This is a genomic window from Prescottella equi (genome assembly GCF_020171745.1).
GTDB lineage: Bacteria > Actinomycetota > Actinomycetes > Mycobacteriales > Mycobacteriaceae > Prescottella > Prescottella equi_A.
Genome location: NZ_JAIVAH010000003.1, coordinates 22,072 through 41,432, shown reverse-complemented (window position 1 = coordinate 41,432; position 19,361 = coordinate 22,072). Strand labels below are relative to the sequence as shown.

At 68.1% G+C, this 19,361-nt stretch carries 17 protein-coding genes; 10 read left to right on the top strand and 7 right to left on the bottom strand.

The window, feature by feature from the left end:
• Positions 1–14 precede the first annotated feature (14 nt).
• Positions 15–1,028, bottom strand: a complete 1,014-nt coding sequence (locus LCL87_RS00965) for an alcohol dehydrogenase catalytic domain-containing protein (protein ID WP_225015657.1) — start codon at positions 1,026–1,028, stop codon at positions 15–17.
• A 155-nt stretch (positions 1,029–1,183) separates the two neighbouring features.
• Entirely contained in the window at positions 1,184–2,881 is a 1,698-nt protein-coding gene (locus LCL87_RS00960; protein WP_225015655.1) for a fumarate hydratase, read from the bottom strand.
• Positions 2,882–3,115: 234 nt separating this feature from the next.
• On the opposite strand from LCL87_RS00960, the gene LCL87_RS00955 reads away from it, so the two are divergent.
• Positions 3,116–3,877, top strand: a complete 762-nt coding sequence (locus LCL87_RS00955) for a CPBP family intramembrane glutamic endopeptidase (protein ID WP_225015653.1) — start codon at positions 3,116–3,118, stop codon at positions 3,875–3,877.
• A 19-nt stretch (positions 3,878–3,896) separates the two neighbouring features.
• On the opposite strand, the gene LCL87_RS00950 is transcribed toward LCL87_RS00955, so the two are convergent.
• Entirely contained in the window at positions 3,897–5,021 is a 1,125-nt protein-coding gene (locus tag LCL87_RS00950; RefSeq protein ID WP_225015651.1) for a winged helix DNA-binding domain-containing protein, read from the bottom strand.
• 55 nt (positions 5,022–5,076) lie between these two features.
• Here LCL87_RS00950 and LCL87_RS00945 point away from each other — a divergent pair, with 55 nt between their 5' ends.
• Positions 5,077–5,673, top strand: a complete 597-nt coding sequence (locus LCL87_RS00945; RefSeq protein WP_225015649.1) for a TetR/AcrR family transcriptional regulator — start codon at positions 5,077–5,079, stop codon at positions 5,671–5,673.
• Between the two features lie 3 nt (positions 5,674–5,676).
• Here LCL87_RS00945 and LCL87_RS00940 read toward each other — a convergent pair whose 3' ends face one another.
• Positions 5,677–6,603 carry an alpha/beta hydrolase gene (locus LCL87_RS00940; RefSeq protein WP_225015647.1) on the bottom strand — a complete coding sequence of 309 codons (927 nt, stop codon included), beginning with the start codon at positions 6,601–6,603 and terminating at the stop codon, positions 5,677–5,679.
• A 31-nt stretch (positions 6,604–6,634) separates the two neighbouring features.
• A complete protein-coding gene (locus LCL87_RS00935) occupies positions 6,635–7,570 on the bottom strand; it encodes an SDR family NAD(P)-dependent oxidoreductase (protein WP_225015645.1) in 936 nt (311 codons plus the stop codon).
• Between the two features lie 191 nt (positions 7,571–7,761).
• Here LCL87_RS00935 and LCL87_RS00930 point away from each other — a divergent pair, with 191 nt between their 5' ends.
• The 7 genes from LCL87_RS00930 (at position 7,762) to LCL87_RS00900 (ending at position 16,456) form a co-directional block, all read left to right on the top strand.
• Positions 7,762–9,696 carry a flavin-containing monooxygenase gene (locus LCL87_RS00930; RefSeq protein ID WP_225015643.1) on the top strand — a complete coding sequence of 645 codons (1,935 nt, stop codon included), beginning with the start codon at positions 7,762–7,764 and terminating at the stop codon, positions 9,694–9,696.
• A gap of 63 nt (positions 9,697–9,759) precedes the next feature.
• On the top strand, positions 9,760–10,395 hold the full coding sequence (locus tag LCL87_RS00925) for a TetR/AcrR family transcriptional regulator (RefSeq protein ID WP_225015641.1): 636 nt from the start codon (positions 9,760–9,762) through the stop codon (positions 10,393–10,395).
• A 139-nt stretch (positions 10,396–10,534) separates the two neighbouring features.
• Entirely contained in the window at positions 10,535–11,479 is a 945-nt protein-coding gene (locus LCL87_RS00920; protein ID WP_225015639.1) for an alpha/beta hydrolase, read from the top strand.
• A gap of 190 nt (positions 11,480–11,669) precedes the next feature.
• Positions 11,670–12,854, top strand: coding sequence for an LLM class flavin-dependent oxidoreductase (locus LCL87_RS00915; RefSeq protein WP_225015637.1), 1,185 nt, complete (start codon positions 11,670–11,672; stop codon positions 12,852–12,854).
• Between the two features lie 2 nt (positions 12,855–12,856).
• On the top strand, positions 12,857–13,936 hold the full coding sequence (locus LCL87_RS00910) for a zinc-binding dehydrogenase (protein WP_225015798.1): 1,080 nt from the start codon (positions 12,857–12,859) through the stop codon (positions 13,934–13,936).
• Positions 13,937–13,999: 63 nt separating this feature from the next.
• Positions 14,000–15,463, top strand: coding sequence for an MFS transporter (locus tag LCL87_RS00905; RefSeq protein ID WP_225015635.1), 1,464 nt, complete (start codon positions 14,000–14,002; stop codon positions 15,461–15,463).
• 18 nt (positions 15,464–15,481) lie between these two features.
• Positions 15,482–16,456, top strand: a complete 975-nt coding sequence (locus LCL87_RS00900) for an alpha/beta hydrolase (RefSeq protein ID WP_225015633.1) — start codon at positions 15,482–15,484, stop codon at positions 16,454–16,456.
• 402 nt (positions 16,457–16,858) lie between these two features.
• Here the strand turns inward: LCL87_RS00900 and LCL87_RS00895 are convergent, their stop codons facing one another.
• Both LCL87_RS00895 and LCL87_RS00890 read right to left on the bottom strand, forming a co-directional pair.
• Entirely contained in the window at positions 16,859–17,581 is a 723-nt protein-coding gene (locus LCL87_RS00895; RefSeq protein ID WP_225015630.1) for a histidine phosphatase family protein, read from the bottom strand.
• 258 nt (positions 17,582–17,839) lie between these two features.
• Complete coding sequence (locus LCL87_RS00890) at positions 17,840–17,977, bottom strand: hypothetical protein (RefSeq protein WP_225015628.1); 138 nt, start codon at positions 17,975–17,977, stop codon at positions 17,840–17,842.
• Between the two features lie 254 nt (positions 17,978–18,231).
• Here LCL87_RS00890 and LCL87_RS00885 point away from each other — a divergent pair, with 254 nt between their 5' ends.
• The gene (locus LCL87_RS00885) at positions 18,232–19,104 is read left to right on the top strand and encodes a hypothetical protein (protein ID WP_225015626.1); all 873 of its coding nucleotides are present in this window, start codon (positions 18,232–18,234) and stop codon (positions 19,102–19,104) included.
• Positions 19,105–19,361: the final 257 nt, after the last annotated feature.

Genomic DNA, 19,361 nt, shown 5'->3' with positions numbered 1-19,361 from the left:
GGGGGTGGGCGCGCTCACATCGTGAGCACCATGCGGTATCGCGCGCGGCCCTCGTCCATCGCGGCGTAGGCCTCTGCGGCCTCGGCCAGCGGGCGCTCCTCGATCTGCGCACGCACGCCGGACAGGACCGCGAACTGCATCGTCTCCTCGACGTCGCGGGCGGTGCCCGACGGATGACCGGTCACGCTGACTCCGGGCATGATCAGCTGCAGGGGGCTGATCGGCAGCGGATCCGGGGTGACGCCCACGACGACCAGCTCACCCTGCGGAAGGATCCCGCCGACCGTGTCGGCCATGGCCTTCGAGTTGGCTGCGGTCGCCAGCACCGCGGACACGCCCCCGAGCGACTGCAGGGCCGCGGCGACGTCGCCCGCGGTGGAATCGACGTAGTGATGAGCGCCGAATCGGCGTGCATCGTCACCCTTTTCGGCGCCGCGCGCGATCGCGACCGTCTCGAACCCCATCGCCCGGGCGAACTGGACGCCGAGGTGTCCGAGTCCTCCGACTCCGAGGACGGCGACGCGGTCGCCGGGACGCGCCCGGGTCTTGCGGAGCGCGTCGAAGGTCGTGACACCGGCGCAGCTCATCGGGCCGGCCTCGGCGAAGGACAGACCGTCGGGGATGCGGGCCAGCGCGTTGGCCGGCGCGGTCACCGACTCGGCGTAGCCGCCGGGATACTGCCAGCTGGGCACCTGCATCCGCTCGCAGTGGATGAAGATCCCCTTGCGGCACGGGACGCACTCGTTGCAGTGCCCGCCGAACCAGCCGACGGCCACCCGGTCGCCCACCGCGAAGTCGTCGACGCCGTCCCCGAGTTCGGCTATCGTCCCGGCGATTTCGTGTCCGGGGGTGAGCGGCCAGGACATTCCGGGGAATCCGCCGTTGACGAACCCGTGATCGGTGCCGCAGACGCCGCACGCGGCGACCGCGATGCGGACGTGGTCGCGGCCGGGTGGTGCCGTCTCGACGTCGGCGAGCGTCAGCGGTTCGCCGGGGGATTGGACGTGTACTGCTCGATGGGTCGACATCGGCACCCTCGCTCCGTGTGGCGGTCGGTGGTCCGCATTCCAGTCAAGCCCCGCGGGCGGATCCTGGCAAGGGTTCGCGCTGCACGCGGCAAAGACGACGAAAGGCCCGGTGGAGCGAATGCTCCACCGGGCCTTCAGGATTCGTGTCCGTCAGTTCACAGGCCGGGACGCTTGCCGATCGTCAGCGTGACCTCGCCGGTGTGGGCGAAGAAGTCGTTGCCCTTGTCGTCGACGACGATGAACGCGGGGAAGTCCTCGACGTCGATCTTCCAGACCGCCTCCATGCCGAGCTCTTCGTACTCGACGATCTCGACGTTCTTGATGCAGTCCAGCGCCAGACGGGCCGCCGGGCCGCCGATCGAACCGAGGTAGAAGCCGCCGTGCGTGTTGCACGCGTCGGTGACCTGCTTGGAACGGTTGCCCTTGGCCAGCATGATCATCGATCCGCCCGCCGCCTGGAACTGCTCGACGTACGAGTCCATGCGGCCCGCGGTGGTGGGGCCGAACGAGCCGGACGCCAAGCCCTCGGGAGTCTTGGCCGGTCCGGCGTAGTACACCGGGTGGTCCTTGAGGTACTGCGGCATCTCCTCGCCGGCGTCCAGGCGCTCCTTGATCTTCGCGTGCGCGATGTCGCGCGCGACGACCAGCGGGCCCGTCAGCGACAGGCGGGTCTTGACCGGGTGCTTGGACAGCTCGGCCAGGATCTCCGGCATCGGCCGGGTCAGGTCGATCTTGACTGCGGCGCCCTTGCCGGTGCCCGAGACGCCGTCGGTGTCCGTGTCGAGCTGGGTGTCGGTGACCTCGGGCAGGAACTGGCCGGGGTTGAACTCGAGCTGCTCGAGGAAGACGCCCTCGGGGGTGATCTTCGCCTTCGCCTGGCGGTCGGCCGAGCAGGAGACGGCGATCGCGACGGGCAGCGACGCGCCGTGGCGGGGGAGACGGATGACGCGGACGTCGTGGCAGAAGTACTTGCCGCCGAACTGCGCGCCGATGCCGATCTTCTGGGTGAGCTCGAAGACCTGCTTCTCGAGCTCGTGGTCACGGAAGCCGCGGCCGGTGATTGCGCCCTCGGTGGGCAGCTCGTCCAGGTAGTGCGCCGACGCGTACTTGGCCGTCTTGAGTGCGAACTCGGCCGAGGTGCCGCCGACGACGATCGCCAGGTGGTACGGCGGGCAGGCCGCGGTGCCGAGCGAACGGATCTTGGCCTCGAGGAACTGCATCATCGAGTCCGGGTTCAGGATGGCCTTCGTCTCCTGGTACAGGTACGACTTGTTGGCCGATCCGCCGCCCTTGGCCATGAACAGGAACTTGTAGGAGTTCTCGTGGCCCTTCGCGGTGTCCGCGTACAGCTCGATCTGCGCGGGCAGGTTGTTGCCCGTGTTCTTCTCCTCCCACATGGTGATGGGAGCGTTCTGCGAGTAGCGCAGGTTCAGCTTGGTGTAGGCGTCGTACACGCCACGGGCGATCGATTCCTCGTCGTCGCCGGGGGTGAGCACCTGCTGGCCACGCTTGCCCATCACGATCGCGGTGCCGGTGTCCTGGCACATCGGCAGCACGCCGGCCGCCGAGATGTTCGCGTTCTTGAGCAGATCGAGCGCGACGAACTTGTCGTTGTTCGATGCCTCGGGATCGTCGAGGATGCTCGCGACCTGCTTCAGGTGATCGGTCCGCAGGTAGTGCGAGATGTCGTGCAGTGCGGTCTCGGTGAGCAACCGCATGGCCTCGGGCTCGACCTTCAGGAAGGTGCGGCCGTCCGGTCCCTCGACGGTGGACACCCCCTCGGTGGTGAGCAGCCGGTACTCGGTGGGGTCTTCACCGATCGGCAGCAGGTCCTCGTAGAGGAATTCCGGCATCGTTTCTCCTGAACACGGGCTGTTGAGTTCGTATCCAGGCTAACGGCGGGCGTTTGCACGTCCGAATCGGGGCGGGACGCGGGTCGTACCATCGAAGGTGGTCGCCTCGGAGGTGTGCGGAAGTTCACCCGGCGGCGGAGTCGAGTAGGCGTACGCTCAATTGGATAACAGACAGATAACAATGCGTTGTCTGTCGGTATCGGGTAGATCGCACAGACGGGGGATCCTCACCGCATGAATGTCGCTACAGCGAACGCCGGTGCCGTGTCGACCACGGGCATTCATCGCATCCGTGCCGCGCACGCCTGGCTCGACGTCGTCGTCGTCATCGCCGTCCTGGTGTCGACCAACCTCATCGCGCACTTCACCACCGTCTGGGCCAGCATCGCGACCGTCCCGATCGCCGCAGTCATCCTCGTCGGGCTCACCCGCCGTCGCGGACTCGGCTGGGCGGAGTTGGGCCTGTCACCGCGGCATTGGAAGAAGGGGACCCTGTATGCCCTGGCGTGCGTGGGTCTGGTGCTCGCCGTCGTCGCTATCGGTATCGCACTGCCGTTCACCCGACAGTTCTTCATGGCCGATCGCTACGCCACCATCTCCGGTGCCCTCATCGCATCCATGATCGTCATCCCGCTGCAGACCGTCATCCCCGAGGAGTTGGCGTTCCGCGGCGTCCTGCAGGGCACGCTGTCCCGTGTCTCGGGGGCCCGTGGTGTCTTCGCGGCCGGGTCGTTGCTCTTCGGTCTGTGGCACATTGCCTCGTCGCTGGGACTCACGACGGGAAATCGCGGCCTCACCGGCATCCTCGGCGGCGGACTGATGGGACAGATCCTCGGCATCGCCGGCGCAGTCGCGGCCACCGCGGTCGCAGGGTTCGTATTCACGTGGCTGCGCAGCCGCAGTGGCAGCCTGCTGGCGCCGATCGCGCTGCACTGGTCACTCAACGGCATCGGTGCGCTCGCCGCGGCCCTCGTCTGGCACGCGTCCCTGGGCTGATCCCCGCGCCGGGCCGATGTCAGTCGGTCTCGGTGACGGCGGCGAGCGCGACTCCCCGGAAGTCGGCGAGCGCGCTCGCCTGAGCGTCGATGCCTGCCCGGACCGACTTCGACAGCCGGGCCCACGGCGTCAGTTCGAGCGTGAGCTTCTTCCCCGACGTCCGGGGCCGCCACAGCCCGACGATCTCGCCGCCGACCGCGACCGCACCCGGACGACCCAGCGTCGGCCACAACTCCTTCCGACGGATCCCGTCGGCGACCAGCAGTTCCCGGTCCTTGAGCTGCAGGTACGGATCGAACGGGCCGAGCAGACGAACCGAGGCGTCCGCCGGCGGGTCGCGCAGCAGGTCCAGGTCCGCGGTCAGGATCGACCGTGTGGCGCTGTCGACCGTGACTTCCGTCGTGTCCTCCGGCCAGCGCTGTTTCACGTCCTTGACGGGCGCGTCGATGTACGCGGCGGCGGCCTTGGGGTCGGCGGGGCCGAAGAAGCGGAGGTAACCGCGGATCACGTCGAACCGGCTGTCGGCGTCCGTCCCGGCGCGGGCGTACGGCTTTCCCCGCCATCCCGGGATCCTCTCGAGAACGGGCGGTGAGGTGTCTGGGCGCAATTCCAGGCCCGCCTGCAGCGCCGCGAGCCGGAACGGCATCTCGTACATGTGCGTCGCGTTGCAGGGGCGGCAGAACCGCAGATACGGATCATCCATCCGCGCTGTGAGCGCCGCCGACATCTCGCCCTTCACTGTGGGCTGTCGGACGATGTCGCGCATCTCTGCGGCAACCGCCCGCAGGGCATCGAGCGTCGGTATTCCCGCAGCCTTCAGCGGACGGTTGGCGTCGAAGATCCGTTTGGCGGCGTCTGCGTCGGAGAGCGGTGCGGTCGCGATCGCGACGGCCGGCAGGTCCGCGCGACGATAACAGTGCGGCGCCCCACGCAGGGTCCAGGCCAGTGCGAGATCGTCCGAATCGTCGGGCGGCGTGCCGCGCAGGTGCAGCGCCCAGGCGGCCCCGTCCGGGCCGGTGTTCTGGATGCCGAGATCGAGGACGTCGCAGTCGGCGGGCCCCGCCGCGGTGCCCGGGCCGCGATCGAGTTGCTGGACATGCCATCGGTACGAGAGCACCTGCGCGCGGGTCACTTCCACGGTCATGGCGTGAGTGTAAGGGCGGTCACAGACAGTCGCCCGCGGACACTAGACTGCGAGTATGGAAACCGAGCCCGGCGAGACGCTGTCCCTGCGCGCGTTGCAGAAGCAGAAGAGTCGGGCGCACCTGCTGGACGTCGCGGCCCGCCTGATCGGGGAACGCGGGTTCCGTGAGACCACCATCGACGACATCGCAAAGGCGGCCGGCGCGAGCCGCGCCACGCTGTATGCGTACTTCCCGAGCAAGGACGCAATCGTCCAGGCCGTCGTCGTCGAGATGTGGGATCGCGCCGAGGCCATGTACCAGGATTTCGGCAGACTCCCGGACTGGTCGCGTGGCACGATCCGGGCTTGGGTCACGAGCGTGGTCGAGATGTGGGAGGCCAGCCGTGACAAGCTGCGGGTTCAGGCCGCGGGCCTGGTTCGGTACGACGAGTTCTATCTCGACTACCACCATCGCTTCGTCGCCGCGCTCACCGCGAACGACGATCTGTGGGCACGATTCGAGGCGGCGGAAGCCGAGCGGCGCGCGCTGCTGCTGATCAGCGGGTTCGAACTGTTCCTCAACACCTGGATGGTGCGCGGGTGGCGTGCCGATCGCGAGGGCGCGATCGACACGATCACCGACGTCTGGTGTGCCGCCCTGCGGGCGGAGTAGCGGTCACCCGAACGCGAACTTGGCGCGCACGATGCCGCCGATCTCGGCGAGTGCCAGCCGGGCTCGGACGTGGAGATCGGCGTGCATCAGGAAGCCGTGTGCCACACCGGGATAGCGCAGCACCGCCGTCTGGACACCCGCGTCCCGCAGCCGATGTGCGTACTCCTCCGCGCCGTCGCGGCTCGGATCGTGCGACGCCGTCACCACGATCGCCGACGGCAGACCTGACAGATCCTCCGCCAGGCTCGGTACCCCGTACGGATGGTCTCGGCTGGGATCGTCACCGAGATACAGGTTCTTGGTCCACGCGAAGTCGCCGGCAGTGATGATCGGGCCGTCCGCGAACTCGAGCACCGACGGTTTGGTGTCGTCGCGGTCGATGCCCGCGTAGATGTGCAACTGGAACAACAGTGGCACCCCGCCCTCGGCGCGGGTCTGCAGCGTCACTCCGGCCGCGAGCGTCGCGCCGGCGCTGTCCCCGGCGACGGCGATCCGACCCCGGTCGACGCCGAGGTCCGCGGCGTTGCCGGCCACCCACTGCGTCGCGAAGTACGCCTCGTCGGTTGCCACCGGGTAGGGATGTTCGGGGGCGAGTCGGTAGTCGACGCTGACCACCACCGCGCCCGACGCCTGGGCCAGCAGGCGGGCGAGGCGGTCGAACGAGTCGATGCTGCCGATGACCAGTCCGCCGCCGTGGAAGTACACGATCGCCGGGAGGTCCGGTGCGTCGGCGGGACGGTAGATCCGCAGGCGCAGCGGTCCGTGCGGCCCGTCGACGACGCGGTCCTCGACGTGGTGCATGTCGGGGCCAGGCCGCTGCGGCAGCGATTCGAAGGCGGTGCGGGCTGTGTGCACTCCGGCCACGTGCATGGGTACCCAGTCGGTACGGGTACCCAGGTAGGCGGCCACGTCGGGATCGAGTTCGAGCATGTGCGATGTCCTCTCGGAGTCGAGCTGGGAGTCAGGCCTGGACCTTGCCGTCGACGTCGGGGGAGACCTTGATCGCGTCCCAGTCCGTGCGGGTCTGCGGTCCCATTCGGGAGACGAACGAATCGAGCTGGGACCACAGCGATTTCGACACGGTCACGTCACCCGGCGTCATCACCTCGTCGATGAGCGCGGACCACGCCTCCGGGGTGTGGTCGTCGGTCAGTGCGCCCGCCGTCTCGGCCTGCACGACGCGGGAGACCAGTCCGCCGCCCACCGCGAACACCTCGCCGCTCAGGGTGGTGTCGGCGTGCAGGAGGTAGGCGGCGAACGCCGCGACCGCGTCGGGCGGGAAATGGGTCTGCATGAACTCTCCGAACCCGGGCTGTTCGATCCCGGCGGTCGATCGGGTCCATGCGGCGGGCAGGATCGCGTTGGAGCGCACACCGTTTCGCTTACCGAGGATCGCCTGCGTCCGGGTGAGCGAGAGGATCGCGCCCTTCGCGGCGGCGTACCCGGGCATCGCGGGTGCGCCGTAGCTGCCGTTCGACGAGATGTTGAGGATTCGGCCGTTCCCGGTCTCCGACAGGTGCGGCCAGGCCGCCTCGGTGATGCGGTGTGCCCCGCGCAGGTGCACATCCACCAGCGTGTCGAAGTCGCCGCCCGCACCGGCGTTGTTGACGACGACGTCCAGGCGGCCGAAGGCGTCGATCGCGGCCTGCACGATGCGATCCGCGTCGGTCACGACGTCGCCGGTGACGCCGACCGCGGTACCGCCGTCGGACTCGATCAGTCGGACGGCCTCATCCGTTCCGGGAGTGCCGGCGCCGCCCGCCCAATCGCGGCCGAGGTCGTTGACGACCACCGAACAGCCGCGGGAGGCCAGCAGGCGGGCGTACGCGAGGCCGAGTCCGAAGGTGGATACGCCCGTGACGAGCGCGACCTGTCCGTCGTAGCGCAGTGGATTCATGGCGGGCAACACCTTTCGTCGGGACGCTGGGGTACGGATCGGACCGTAGCCCACTGAAACGGTCTGCGGTAGACCTTCGTGCAAAAAACCAGACTGGGAGTCTGGTAAATGGGATGTAGGTATGGACACGGCCTGCTCGGTGGCCTACTGTCCCGGCACACGGGAACACCTGGCCTGCAAGGAGACACCACATGACATCCACCACCGCGGCACCGCCCTTCGCTGACGACGACCGCTCCCCGCTGGACGCCGCGGCTCTGGCGGATCACCTGCGGAAGGCCGACCCGGCCGTGCTGCTTGCGGTCCTCGCGCAGGTCACCGGGGATGCCGCCGTGCTCGACCGCTATGTCGGTGCGATCTCGCATGTGCCCGACGCGCCCGAGATGGCGGGCGTTACCGATCCCGCGACGGCGGCCGCGATCGTCTCGGAGTTGTCTGCGGCGCTGTCCGTCGACGACCGGGCACCGGGCCTCGCACCGGACGACCCCGGTCTGTTCGCCCGACTGGTTCCGCTGGCGCTCGGCGTGACGCCCGGCGACGAGTTCCTGCCGATGCTGCTCGAACAGGGCGGATTCCACCCGGCACAGCCCGTGCTGCCGCGCACCGCACCGCTGCCCCGAACGCTCGACCTGGTGATCGTCGGCGGGGGACTGGCGGGCATCGCGGCCGCGATCGCCGCCGCGCGGGAGGGGATCGCGTACGAGATCCTCGAACGCAACGACGACGTCGGCGGCACGTGGCTCATCCAGAACTATCCCGGTGTCGGCGTCGACACCCCGTCGTCCTACTACTCGCTGTCCTCCGAGTTGAACCCCGACTGGACCAGCTACTACCCCAAGGGCGGCGAGTACCGGGACTATCTGAGGGCGGTCGCCGACAAGCACGGCATCCGCGAGCACACCCGCTTCGGCACAGAGGTCGAGTCGCTGGTCTGGGACGAAGCGGAGCACCGCTGGGACGTGCACACCCGGTCGGCGGACGGCGCCCGCTCGGTGACGCGCGCCGCGGCGGTGATCACCGCGCTGGGCTACCTCAACCGGCCGCAGTTCCCGCGGGTCGACGGGCGAGACTCCTTCGCGGGCATCAGCGTCCACTCGGGGGAGTGGGATCCGTCGCTCGACCTGACCGGCAAACGAGTCGCGGTGATCGGGGCAGGCTGCACGTCCGCGCAGATCGTCGACTCGATCGCCGACGACGTCGCGCACCTGACGTTGTTCCAGCGTCAGCCCCACTGGGTGGCGCCGCGTAAACGGGACAGCGACGACGTTCCCGAGCATCACCGGTGGTTGTCACGGCACGTCCCGTTCTATGCGAACTGGCTGCGGCTCAAGGCATTCTGGGGATCGGCGGACAGCGCCTACCCGGTGGTGATCGTCGACCCGGAATGGTCGTCGACGCACCTGTCGATCTCGCGGGCCAACGACATGCTGCTGCAGGACTGCCTCGCGTACATCGACCGCACGTTCGGTGCCGGCTCGGACCTCGCCGCGAAGGTGACGCCCGACTTCGCTCCGTTCGGCAAGCGCATCATCCGCGACCCCGGCGGCTACTACCCGGCGCTCGCCCGCGACCACGTCGATGTCCTGGTCGCCGAGCCCGCCCGGATCGTGCCGGAGGGGATCGTCACCCCGGACGGCGACGTCGTCGAGGTGGACGTCATCGTGTACGCGACGGGATTCCACCTGGACTTCCTGTCCACCATGGACATTCGTGGACGCGACGGACGCGCCCTGGTCGACGAGTGGTCCGGAAACCCGCGGGCCTACCGCGGCGGTACCGTCCCCGGTTTCCCCAACCTGTTCGTGACGTCGGCGCCCAACACCAACCCCAGCCACGGCGCCGGCAACAACTTCGGCATCGAGGTGGCCGTCCACTACATCGTCGAGTGCCTGCACCTGCTGGCCGCGCGCGGCGCCCGGTCCATCGAGCCGACCCGGGAGGCGTACGAGGCCTACGTCGACGAGATCGACCGGGCGATGGAGCGCACGGTGTGGCGGCACACCCCGGGCGCTCACACCTACTACCGCAACGACAGCGGACGCGTGATCGTCGCGAGCCCTTGGCGGCTGGTGGACGTGTGGCAGCAGCATCGCACGCCGATCGAGGAGCACTTCGTCCTCCGGTAGTGGCCGATTGCCGCGGATTCCCTGCGCCGAAGGGGGTCCGCGGTGGTCGGCTACGCTCTCCGCATGGCCCGCACGATGCCGAATCGCCAGGGTGACGCCACCCGGATCCGTCTGATCAAGACCGCCGAAAAGCTCTTTGCCGCGCAGGGGGTCGATGCGGTGTCCGTGCGCGCCGTCACCGCCGCGGCGGGCCAGGGCCCGGCGGCCGTCCACTACCACTTCGGGTCGAAGGAAGACCTCCTCTCCGCGGTGTTGCTGGACGTCGGTGCGCGGGTCAAGCAGGACATCTCCGCACGCGTCGACAAACTGGCCGCGTCCGAACGGCGCCCCGACCTCGAGGACGTGGTCCGGGCTCTCACCGATCCGTACCTGGAACTGCTTCAAAATCATCGGGTCCGGGGGGTCCGCTGGATCAAGATCGTCGTGCAGGTGTCGCGGGAGGCGCGGCCGGCCGTCACCGCGACGGGGCAGGACGAGTTGTCGCTGCGACTGCGGGACCAGGTCCGGCGGGCGCTGCCCGACACTCCGTCGGAGCGGATCGACCAGCGGTGGCCCATCGCGGTGATGAGCTTCCTGCAGTCCCTCGGCAGGGTCGACGACTGGACCGACGGTGCAGGTCGGAGTCGCGACGAACTCGTCGCGTTCTACGAGGATCTCGTGGCCTTCGTGGTCGGCGGTGCCGAGCGCATGCTGACCTGACGATCGCCCGGTGTCCCGCGACCGTCCCGCTCGGTGGGCGGACCGGTTCTGAGCGGTGGTGTCCGTTTCTACCCTGGATCTTGTCGAACTGCAGCGTCATCGCTGATCATGTGCCGTTCCGAGACTCCAGGAGCCTGCGTTGATCGATCGCATCCACCCCGAACTTCGTACCCTGATCCCCGCGCTCCCGAAGGTGGACATCGCCGAGCCGGCGGCCTTCCGCGAGCGTCAGCGGATCCGCGCGACCGAACTCGCCGCGGCTGTCGTGCGGCCGCACGATATGGCCGTCGTCGACCGTCTCGTCCCCGGTCCGGTCGGGGCGCCCGACGTGCCGGTGCGGATCTACACCCCTGGTGGGGTGTCGGCCGAGGCCGGCGCGCTCGTCTGGTTCCACGGCGGCGGCTACGTCTTCGGTGAGATCGCGGCGTCCGAGCGTGCCTGTGTCGAGATCGCCGACGTGGTGGGGTGTGTCGTCGTCAGCGTCGAGTACCGGCTGGCGCCCGAGTATCCCTACCCGGCGGGGCTCGACGACTGCTCCGCCGCACTGACATGGGTAGCGGAGCACGGCGACGAACTCGGCGTCGATCCCGCGCGGCTGGCCATCGGTGGGGTCAGCGCCGGCGCCGGGCTCACGGCGGCCCTCGCACTGCGGGTCCGCGACGAGAACGGTCCCCGACTCGTCTACCAGGTGCTCGACAACCCGATGCTCGACGACCGCATGGAAACCGAGTCCATCCGCGAGTTCACGGACACGCCGTTGTGGACCCACGGGCAGGCGATCCTGGGCTGGGAGTTCTACCTCGGCGACCGAATCGCGGACACCCCGTCCTACGCCGCCGCGGCACGCGCGGCCGACCTCTCGGGGCTGCCCCCGGCCTGGATCTCGGCCAACGAACTGGATCCGCTGCGCGACGAGGCCATCGAGTACGCGCTGCGGCTGATGCGCGCCGGGGTGCCCGTCGAACTGCACCACCGACCGGGAACGTTCCACGGATCCAACGGTTTTCCCGGAATCTGGGTCTCCGATCGGACGCGTGAGGACATGCACCTCGGCCTGAAGGCGGCCCTCGCGGTCCCGAGCTGACGCCGCTCGTCCGGCTCGTTCTCGCCCGCCCCTCGATCAGCCCGTGATCGAGGGGCGGGCTTCTGTGTCGGTGGGCCCACTGAGCGGGAGACGGTCGACCCGAATCGCCAGAATTCAAACACGTGTTTCAAATCTTTGATAGACCTCGGTGCGTCGAGAAGTTCGACGTACCAACGAGGTAGGAGACGACATGTGGACACCGGACTCCATCAAATTCGGGGCCTTCCTGGCTCCGTTCCACCCCCTCGACGCCGATCCGGCCCTGCAACTTCGGCGTGACATCGACCTGATGGAGCACCTCGATCACCTGGGGTTCGAGGAAGCGTGGATGGGGGAGCATCACTCGACGGGCGCCGAGATCGTGCCGTCCCCGGAGGTGTTCATCGCCGCGGCGGCCGAGCGCACGGAGCGGATCCGGTTCGGCACCGGGGTGGTGTCGCTGCCGTACCACCACCCACTGATCACCGTCGACCGAATGATGCAGCTGGACCTGCAGACCCGCGGGCGGGTCATCTTCGGTACCGGGCCGGGCAAGATCCCGCTGGACGCGCACATGATGGGCATCGATCCCCGCGACCAGCGGCGTCGACAGGGAGAAGCACTCGAGGCGATCCTCCCGCTCATGCGCGGCGAGATCGTGAACATGGAGACGGACTGGTTCACGCTGCGCGACGCCCGCGCGCAGCTACCCACCTACGATCCCGCGGGCATCGAGGTCGTCACCGCCTCGACCATCTCGCCCAACGGGTCGGTGCTCGCCGGCACGAACGGGCTGTCGCTGCTGTCGCTGGCGGCCAGCTCGCCGTCCGGTTTCGATGCGCTCGACCGGAACTGGTCGATCTACGAGAAGGTGTCGGCCGAGCACGGGCACACCGCTGACCGGTCGACGTGGCGCGTCGTGAATCCGATGTTTCTCGCCGAGACCCAGGCCGATGCGGAGCGTGCCGTCAGTCGGCGCATCCAGTCGATGGCCTACTACGCCAATCGTCAGAACGGCCGCTATCCGGTGTGGGGCGAGACCCCGCAGGGCGTCATCGAGCACTGGCGTCACGAATCGCTCGGCGAGTTCGGCCAGGCGATCATCGGCACCCCGGATCAGGCCATCGCGCAGATCGAGCGGCTGATCGAGAAGACCGGCGGCTTCGGGACGATGCTCATCCTGCACGTCGACATGGCGAACTGGGAGGACACCAAGCGCAGCTACGAACTGTTCGCATCGGAGGTGGTGCCCCACTTCCGTCGGCGCAACGTCCGGCGACAGGCGAGTCTGCAGTTCGCCGAGGACAACCGCGAGTACCTCATCGGCAACCTCGTCGGTGCACTCGAGAAGGCGCGGACCGACTACTACGGCGCGCCCGCGCAGACGGGGGCATGACCATGCGCGCTGTCCAGTTCCATCAGGGCGAGTTCACGCTCGCCGATGTTGCCGACCTCCCCGTCCTCGGTCCCGGACAGCTGCGGATCGACGTGATGGCGTGCGGCATCTGCGGGAGCGACCTGAGCGTGTCGAAGGACCCGTGCCGGTTCGTCGACGTCATCGACGCCGCGCGATACCCGCTCGCCACCTTCGACCACGGTCGACCGGTCGTCCTCGGGCACGAGTACGCCGGCGTGGTCGCCGAGGTCGGGCCCGAGGTAATCGATTTCGCGGTCGGCGATCGGGTGGCCGGCCTCGGAATCGTTACCGACACCTCCACGGGTATTCCGAAGATCATCGGGTACTCGAACACGTATCACGGCGGGTTCGGTGATCAGATCGTCGTCGACGCCGTCTGGGTTCGGCACATTCCCGATGGGCTGTCGTTCGAGCATGCGGCACTCGCGGAGCCGTTGCACGTCGGCGAGCTGCACATGCAGCGATCGGGACTCGCCGCCACCGACTCCGCGCTGGTGATCGGCTGCGGCACTATCGGTCTCGGTGCCATCGTCGCGGCCAAGGCGCGCGGTGCGCACACCGTGATCGCGTCCGAGCCGTCGCCCAAACGGCGGGAACTCGCGCTGAAGATGGGTGCGGACGTCGTCGTGGACCCGACCTCCGACGATCCCATCGAGGTGTGGAACCGTATGGTCGCGGACGGTCACAACGACCCGGAGCGCGGCGGCGGTGGAATCCTCATCGCCTACGAGTGCAGCGGACGCAAGGGCATGCTCGACGCGCTCCTGCGAAATCTGCCCTACGACTCGCGGATCCAGGTCCTCGCGGCACCGTTCGCCGACGAGACGATCATCCCGGTGATCGGCCAGTTGCGTCGCCTCGCGATCAACTTCGGGCACGGGCCCACCGAACGCGGCTACGAGATCGTGCTCGAGCGCCTCGCGTCCGGAGTGATCGACGCCGACGCGATCATCACCGGCCGCGTCGATCTCGACGGGGTGGCGGGTGCGTTCGACGCCCTCCGCGCCCCCGACGACCACGTCAAGATCATGGTCCTGCCCCGAGGCGTCGCCTCGATGTGATGCCCGCCGGTTTTCGGCGGAGTCCGATCCAGTTCTGTCCCTACTCATCTGAGCGAGGTATTCATGTCTTTGCGGACCAATGACGGACCGGATGAACAACGCGCCGGCCGGGTGCCGGCGGATGCGAACGAGCGGCCCACCCGGTACTGGGTGCGCACCCTCCTGATCCTGCTCCTCCTCACCGAGCAGTCCGCGCTGGGCTTCTCGCTGTTCGCGCCGACGCTGCCCAAGGTCGCCGCCGAGTTCCAGACCACGCAGGTGGTGTGGGTGATGACGGCCTTCACGCTGTCCGGCGCGGTCGCGTCGCCCATCATCGGCAAGCTCGCCGATCTCTACGGCAAGAAGAGGATGCTCGTCGTCACCGCGGCGATCGGGGCGCTGGGGGCGCTGATATCCGCTACCGCACCGACGTTCCCCGTCCTGGTGGCCGGCCGCTTCCTGTCGGGTGCGGGCTTCGCCTGCCTCGCACTGGGATACACGCTGATCCGGGACACGTTCCCGCCGCGGCTGCAGCCGATCTCGATCAGCATCGCGAACACCGGTGTCGGCGCCGTCGGAGTCGGGGCGCTGCTCGTCGCCGGTGTGCTGATCGATCATCTCGGTGTCCGGTCGGTGTTCTGGTTCGCGTTCGGGTTCTGCGCGATCGGCGCGTTGCTCACGTTCTTCTTCGTGCCGGAGACCCCGATCCGCTCGCACGCGCGGATCGACTGGCTCGGTGCGGTGCTGCTGGCGTTCAGCATGTTCGTCATCATGGTCGGCCTCTCCCGCGGCAAGGAGTGGGGCCTGACCGACGGACGCACGCTCACGTGTGTCGCGGTCGCGCTGGTCGGCTTCGCCGTCTGGGTGTGGTGGGAGCGCCGTACCGACGAACCGCTGATCCGGCTCGACCTCATCGCCAAACCGGCCCTGAGGTACACGCTCATCGGTGGCGGCATCGCGTACGGCGCGACCACGTTGCTCGCGAGCCTCACCCCGATGCTGCTGCAGGCCCCCGAGAGCACGCCCTACGGATTCGGTCTGTCCGCGACCGAGATGGCCGGCTGGCTGCTGCCCGGCCAGTTGATGATCGTCGCAAGCGGATTCATCGTCGGCGCCACCGCGAAGTCGATCGGCTTCCGCAACCACCTGGTGTTCGGCGCGGTGTTCATCGCGATCGCCGCCGCGGTGCTGTCCGCGGTCCCGACCGTTCCGGCCGTGATCGTGCTCGCATGGGTGGTGTTCGGCCTCGGTTGCATGATCTACGCGGCCGTCCCGAACCTGGCGCTGCTCGCGCTCCCGGAGACCGAGCGCGCCGTCGGATCCAACTTCGTCGGCGTCGCACAGACCCTGGCCGGCACCCTGATCTCCACCATCGGCTTCACGGTGCTCGCGCACTACGTGGTGGCCACCGACGGCCACGGCGTCGCCTACGAATCCGCCGGATTCCGCGGTGCGTTCCTGATCGCGGCGGGCGCCGCCGCGATCGGCGCACTGGTCTCCCTCGCTGTCCCGCGGCTCGAGCGGGCCGCTGCTTCCCACGCCCACTGAACCGGAAGGACTTTCGCAATGCTTCCCGAACCGAGATTCGTCGACACCAACGGTGTCCGCCTCGCCGTCTTCGAGGCCGTGCCCGAGCGCGTCACCCGCGACGTGTGCGTCGTGTTGTGCCATGGCTTTCCCGAACTGGCTGCGTCGTGGCGGCACCAGTTGGAGCCGATCGCCGACGCCGGCTTCCATGTCATGGCCCCCGACATGCGCGGTTACGGGCAGTCGACCGGGCCGGACGACCGCCGGGCCTACAGCATCGCCGAGACGACGGCCGACGTCGCGGGCCTCATCGCGGACGCCGGCTACGAGAAGGCCGTCGTGGTGGGACACGACTTCGGCGGCATGGTGTCGTGGATGATGCCCTACCTGCAGCCCGACTCGGTGGCCGGTGTGATCACGCTCAACACCCCGTTCGGGTACTCGCGGGAGAACCCCATCGAGAAGTACGAGCAGGCGTACGGCCCACGGAACTACGTGGCGCACTTCCAGACTCCCGAGTGCGAGGAACTGCTCGACAAGGACGCCGAGCGCACCTTCCGCTTCTTCATGCGACGCGACACCGGATCAGGCACCAACCTGTCCCGCTCCGGCAAGCACGACCCCGAGTCGATGAGTTACATCCACTGGCTCGCCGACGACGAGTCGACGTGGCCCGGTGAGGTTGTCCTCGATTCCGACGAGATGCGCTACTACGCAGACGCATACGCACGCACCGGATTCGGTGGGGGACTGAGCTGGTACCACAGCATCATCCGCAACTGGGAGGTGCACACCGAGCTGTTCCCGGACGGCGTCGTGCCCAAGGTCGCGGTTCCCGCGCTGCTGGTCGCGGCGCGTCGTGATCCGATCTGCCACCCGATGCTCACCGACAACCTGCTGCAGTACTTCGAGACCTTCGAGCGCCGGATGATCGACACCGGGCACTGGACGCAGCTCGAGGACCCGCAGGGCACCAACGAGATTCTCGTCGACTGGCTCACCCGGCACTTCTGAGGGCGGGTCGGGCGTCCTACTCGATCTCGGCTGTCGCCTGGGCGGTGGCCGAGATCGGGCGCACGTCGGGGACGGGAACCAGCCGGTAGTGCAACCGGACCGCGCCGTGGCGCCCCACATCTTCAGGACGTGATCGGTCCGGGCGATCTCGCTGTCGACGCCGTGTGCGACGGCCAGGGCATCCGCGGGTAGCGCGAGTTGCTGCAGGCGTTTGCCGTACAGCGACTCGATCACGGCCCCCGGTCCGGCGAATCCGCGGGACCACTTGGTCCAGGCGTCCATCCGCCACGCTGCGGTGTGCGAGCCGCTGACCGCGAGGCGACGCGGCATACCTGGCTGAGATACGACTGCGCCCCGGTGCCATCGATCGTGTCGATGGCACCGGGGCGCGGAAGCGGTGGATCAGCCGAGGTCCGGGTGGCCGACCCAGTCGACAATCGTCCAGCCCTTCTGCGGGCTGCCCTTGAGGGTGACGTGGCCGCCGTTACGCATCGGATCGGTGCCGAGCTTGCTCATATCGGCGTTGTCGGCGTTCATCATGGACCAGAACATGATGGTGCCGCCGTGCGAGAAGATCACCGGGTTGGTGCAGCCGCGGCGCTGCACATCGAGCAGGGCCTGATCGAAGCGGTCGTCGAACTCGTTGCCGTCGATGGAGCCTGGAATCCGTGCGTTCAGGTCGCCGGAGAGCCACTTGATCGGCGCCTGTAGGTAGCCGGCCAGCGCCTCGGCCTCCGGGGTGCCCTCGTAGTCGCCTGCCTCGATCTCCCGGAAACCGGGCTGAATGTCGAGGCTCAGGTGGTGCTCGGCGACGGTCGGTGCCGCAGTCTGCGCGGTACGCACCATGTTGGACGCGAAGCCGCAGTCGAAATTCTGGTCGGCCAACTGGACGGCCAGATTGTCTGCCTGCGTCCGGCCACGTGGGGTCAGATCGGGTCCGGGCACCTTGGTGTCGACCAGTCCGGAGAGGTTACCGGCGGACTCGGCGTGACGCACCAGGGTGATGACCATCTCGCCGTCGCTGCTGCCGAAGCTGCTGCCGAGGCTGCCCCCGAGACTTCCGAAGGAGATATCGGCGGACGCGACGCCGGTGGCAGCGGTTGTAGCCGCGACCGCGGTCGCCATCACCGCAATGGATAGTCGAAGGGGTCGGATTCGCATGGTGGGAAAGCCTTTCGTCGGGGGGGGACCCCACTTCAGGTGTGCCGAAGAACCGAAACGTGGGGTGTCGAAGATCACAGAAGCAGCTGTTGGCCGGGACCGACTACGGGGTCTCCCATCCAATGGGAGCCCGCGCACGCCGGACCGCGCGCAGGCAAAAATCTGGACACATCCGGTGAACGAGTAGATGGTGATCGGCCGCGACGCCTGCAACGACGTAGGTCACCCGTATGCATATCCCGTCGCCCATCCGACGTCGGTGGCGTCCCCGGGCTCGATGCGGATCCGGGGTTGGCGGAGCGGTTCGGGATGACCACCGGTCATCGCGAGGGTGCCGATGGCTACGTCCAGGCCGCGCACCTCGAGACGCTCGTCGACGCGTTCGATCAGGCCCCCGGCCGGCCTCGAGGGCGACGTGACGCTGCGGGTCGTCTCGGAGGTATCCCAGGTCCTCGCGGAGAGTGCGGTGCCGGTCGCGGTGGCGGCGGATTTGATGGAGTCGCTCGCACTGAAGTGGATACATAAAGGCGACTGTCCGTTATGTTTCAGTGCGGCGGTTGCCTTCCGTGGCCGCTCCGCACCCGAGCGGATACTGCAGGAAAGGCAGACCAACTGTGACAACACCTGATCGTCGACGCCATATCCGGCGTGGCCGTTTCGCCGCCACTCTCCTCGCCGCGACCGCAGGCATTGCACTCGCCGGTGGGGTCGGTACCGCGTCGGCCGACACCACGGTCTCCTACCGCGCCAAGTTCTGCTCGGACGCGAAGGACGGGAACAACATTGCTTTTCAGGTGAATGAGGGTGAGCCGATTGAGAACCCGCCCGAGGACAGCTGGCACGGCGAGTGGATGGAGAACGTCACGTTCGAGACGTGGGACGGTGACGTCTGGACTCCCTACGGCAACGGCATGTGGTGTCACAACGTCGTGCGCACCGACCTCGCGGAGGGCGACTGGGTTCGCTTGTTGTCTTGGAACCCCAACAACGCCACAGCGACTGGTCTCACCGAGGTGGTGGAGGTCGATGGTTTCGTATTCGAGCGCCGTGTAAGTGGTGGGGGCTGGGCCTGGGGTGGCGGGGGCTGCTGCAGCGCAGGCTTTGCGACCATCCCGGCGCCTACGATTCCCACTCTTGTCGGTTCAGCGTTCGACGACACGGCTCCCGTCGCATTGACCGGCACCGTCGGAACCACACTGACCCGCGCCTTCACCGCGACTGGGACGCCGGCCCCGACCATCACCGTCGTCGACCCGGCGAAGCTCCCGCCTGGAACGACGTTCGCGAACGATCCCGTCACCGGTGTCCCGACCCTGTCCGGAACACCCACCACCACAGGAATCTTCAATTTCACCCTCGGCGCGGCCAACGGTGTCGGAACCCCCAAAACCCTCGACGTGACGGTGACTGTTGCGCCGGATCCGGTCACAGTCGAAGAACCTGCGAGCGGCTCGCTCGGCTCCCTCGGGTCGATCTTCGGTAGCTGACTGTCCTCCCGGTATCGACGCACTGACGACGTTGCCTCCGCTCTACTGGGCGGAGGCAACGTTGATTCGGAGACGTGGCTCACCGATCAACGCCTCAGAGTTGGTCATTGCTGCGAGGTTCCTACTGACTCGGTGGCGACACATCCCGTTGACGAGTAGATGGTGCGGCCGATGCGATTGGTGGATGCGGACGGCCAGGGCGGCGCCGTCGATCACCACCATGTCGTAGCTACCGACTGATGGTCGGTGACGCTCCG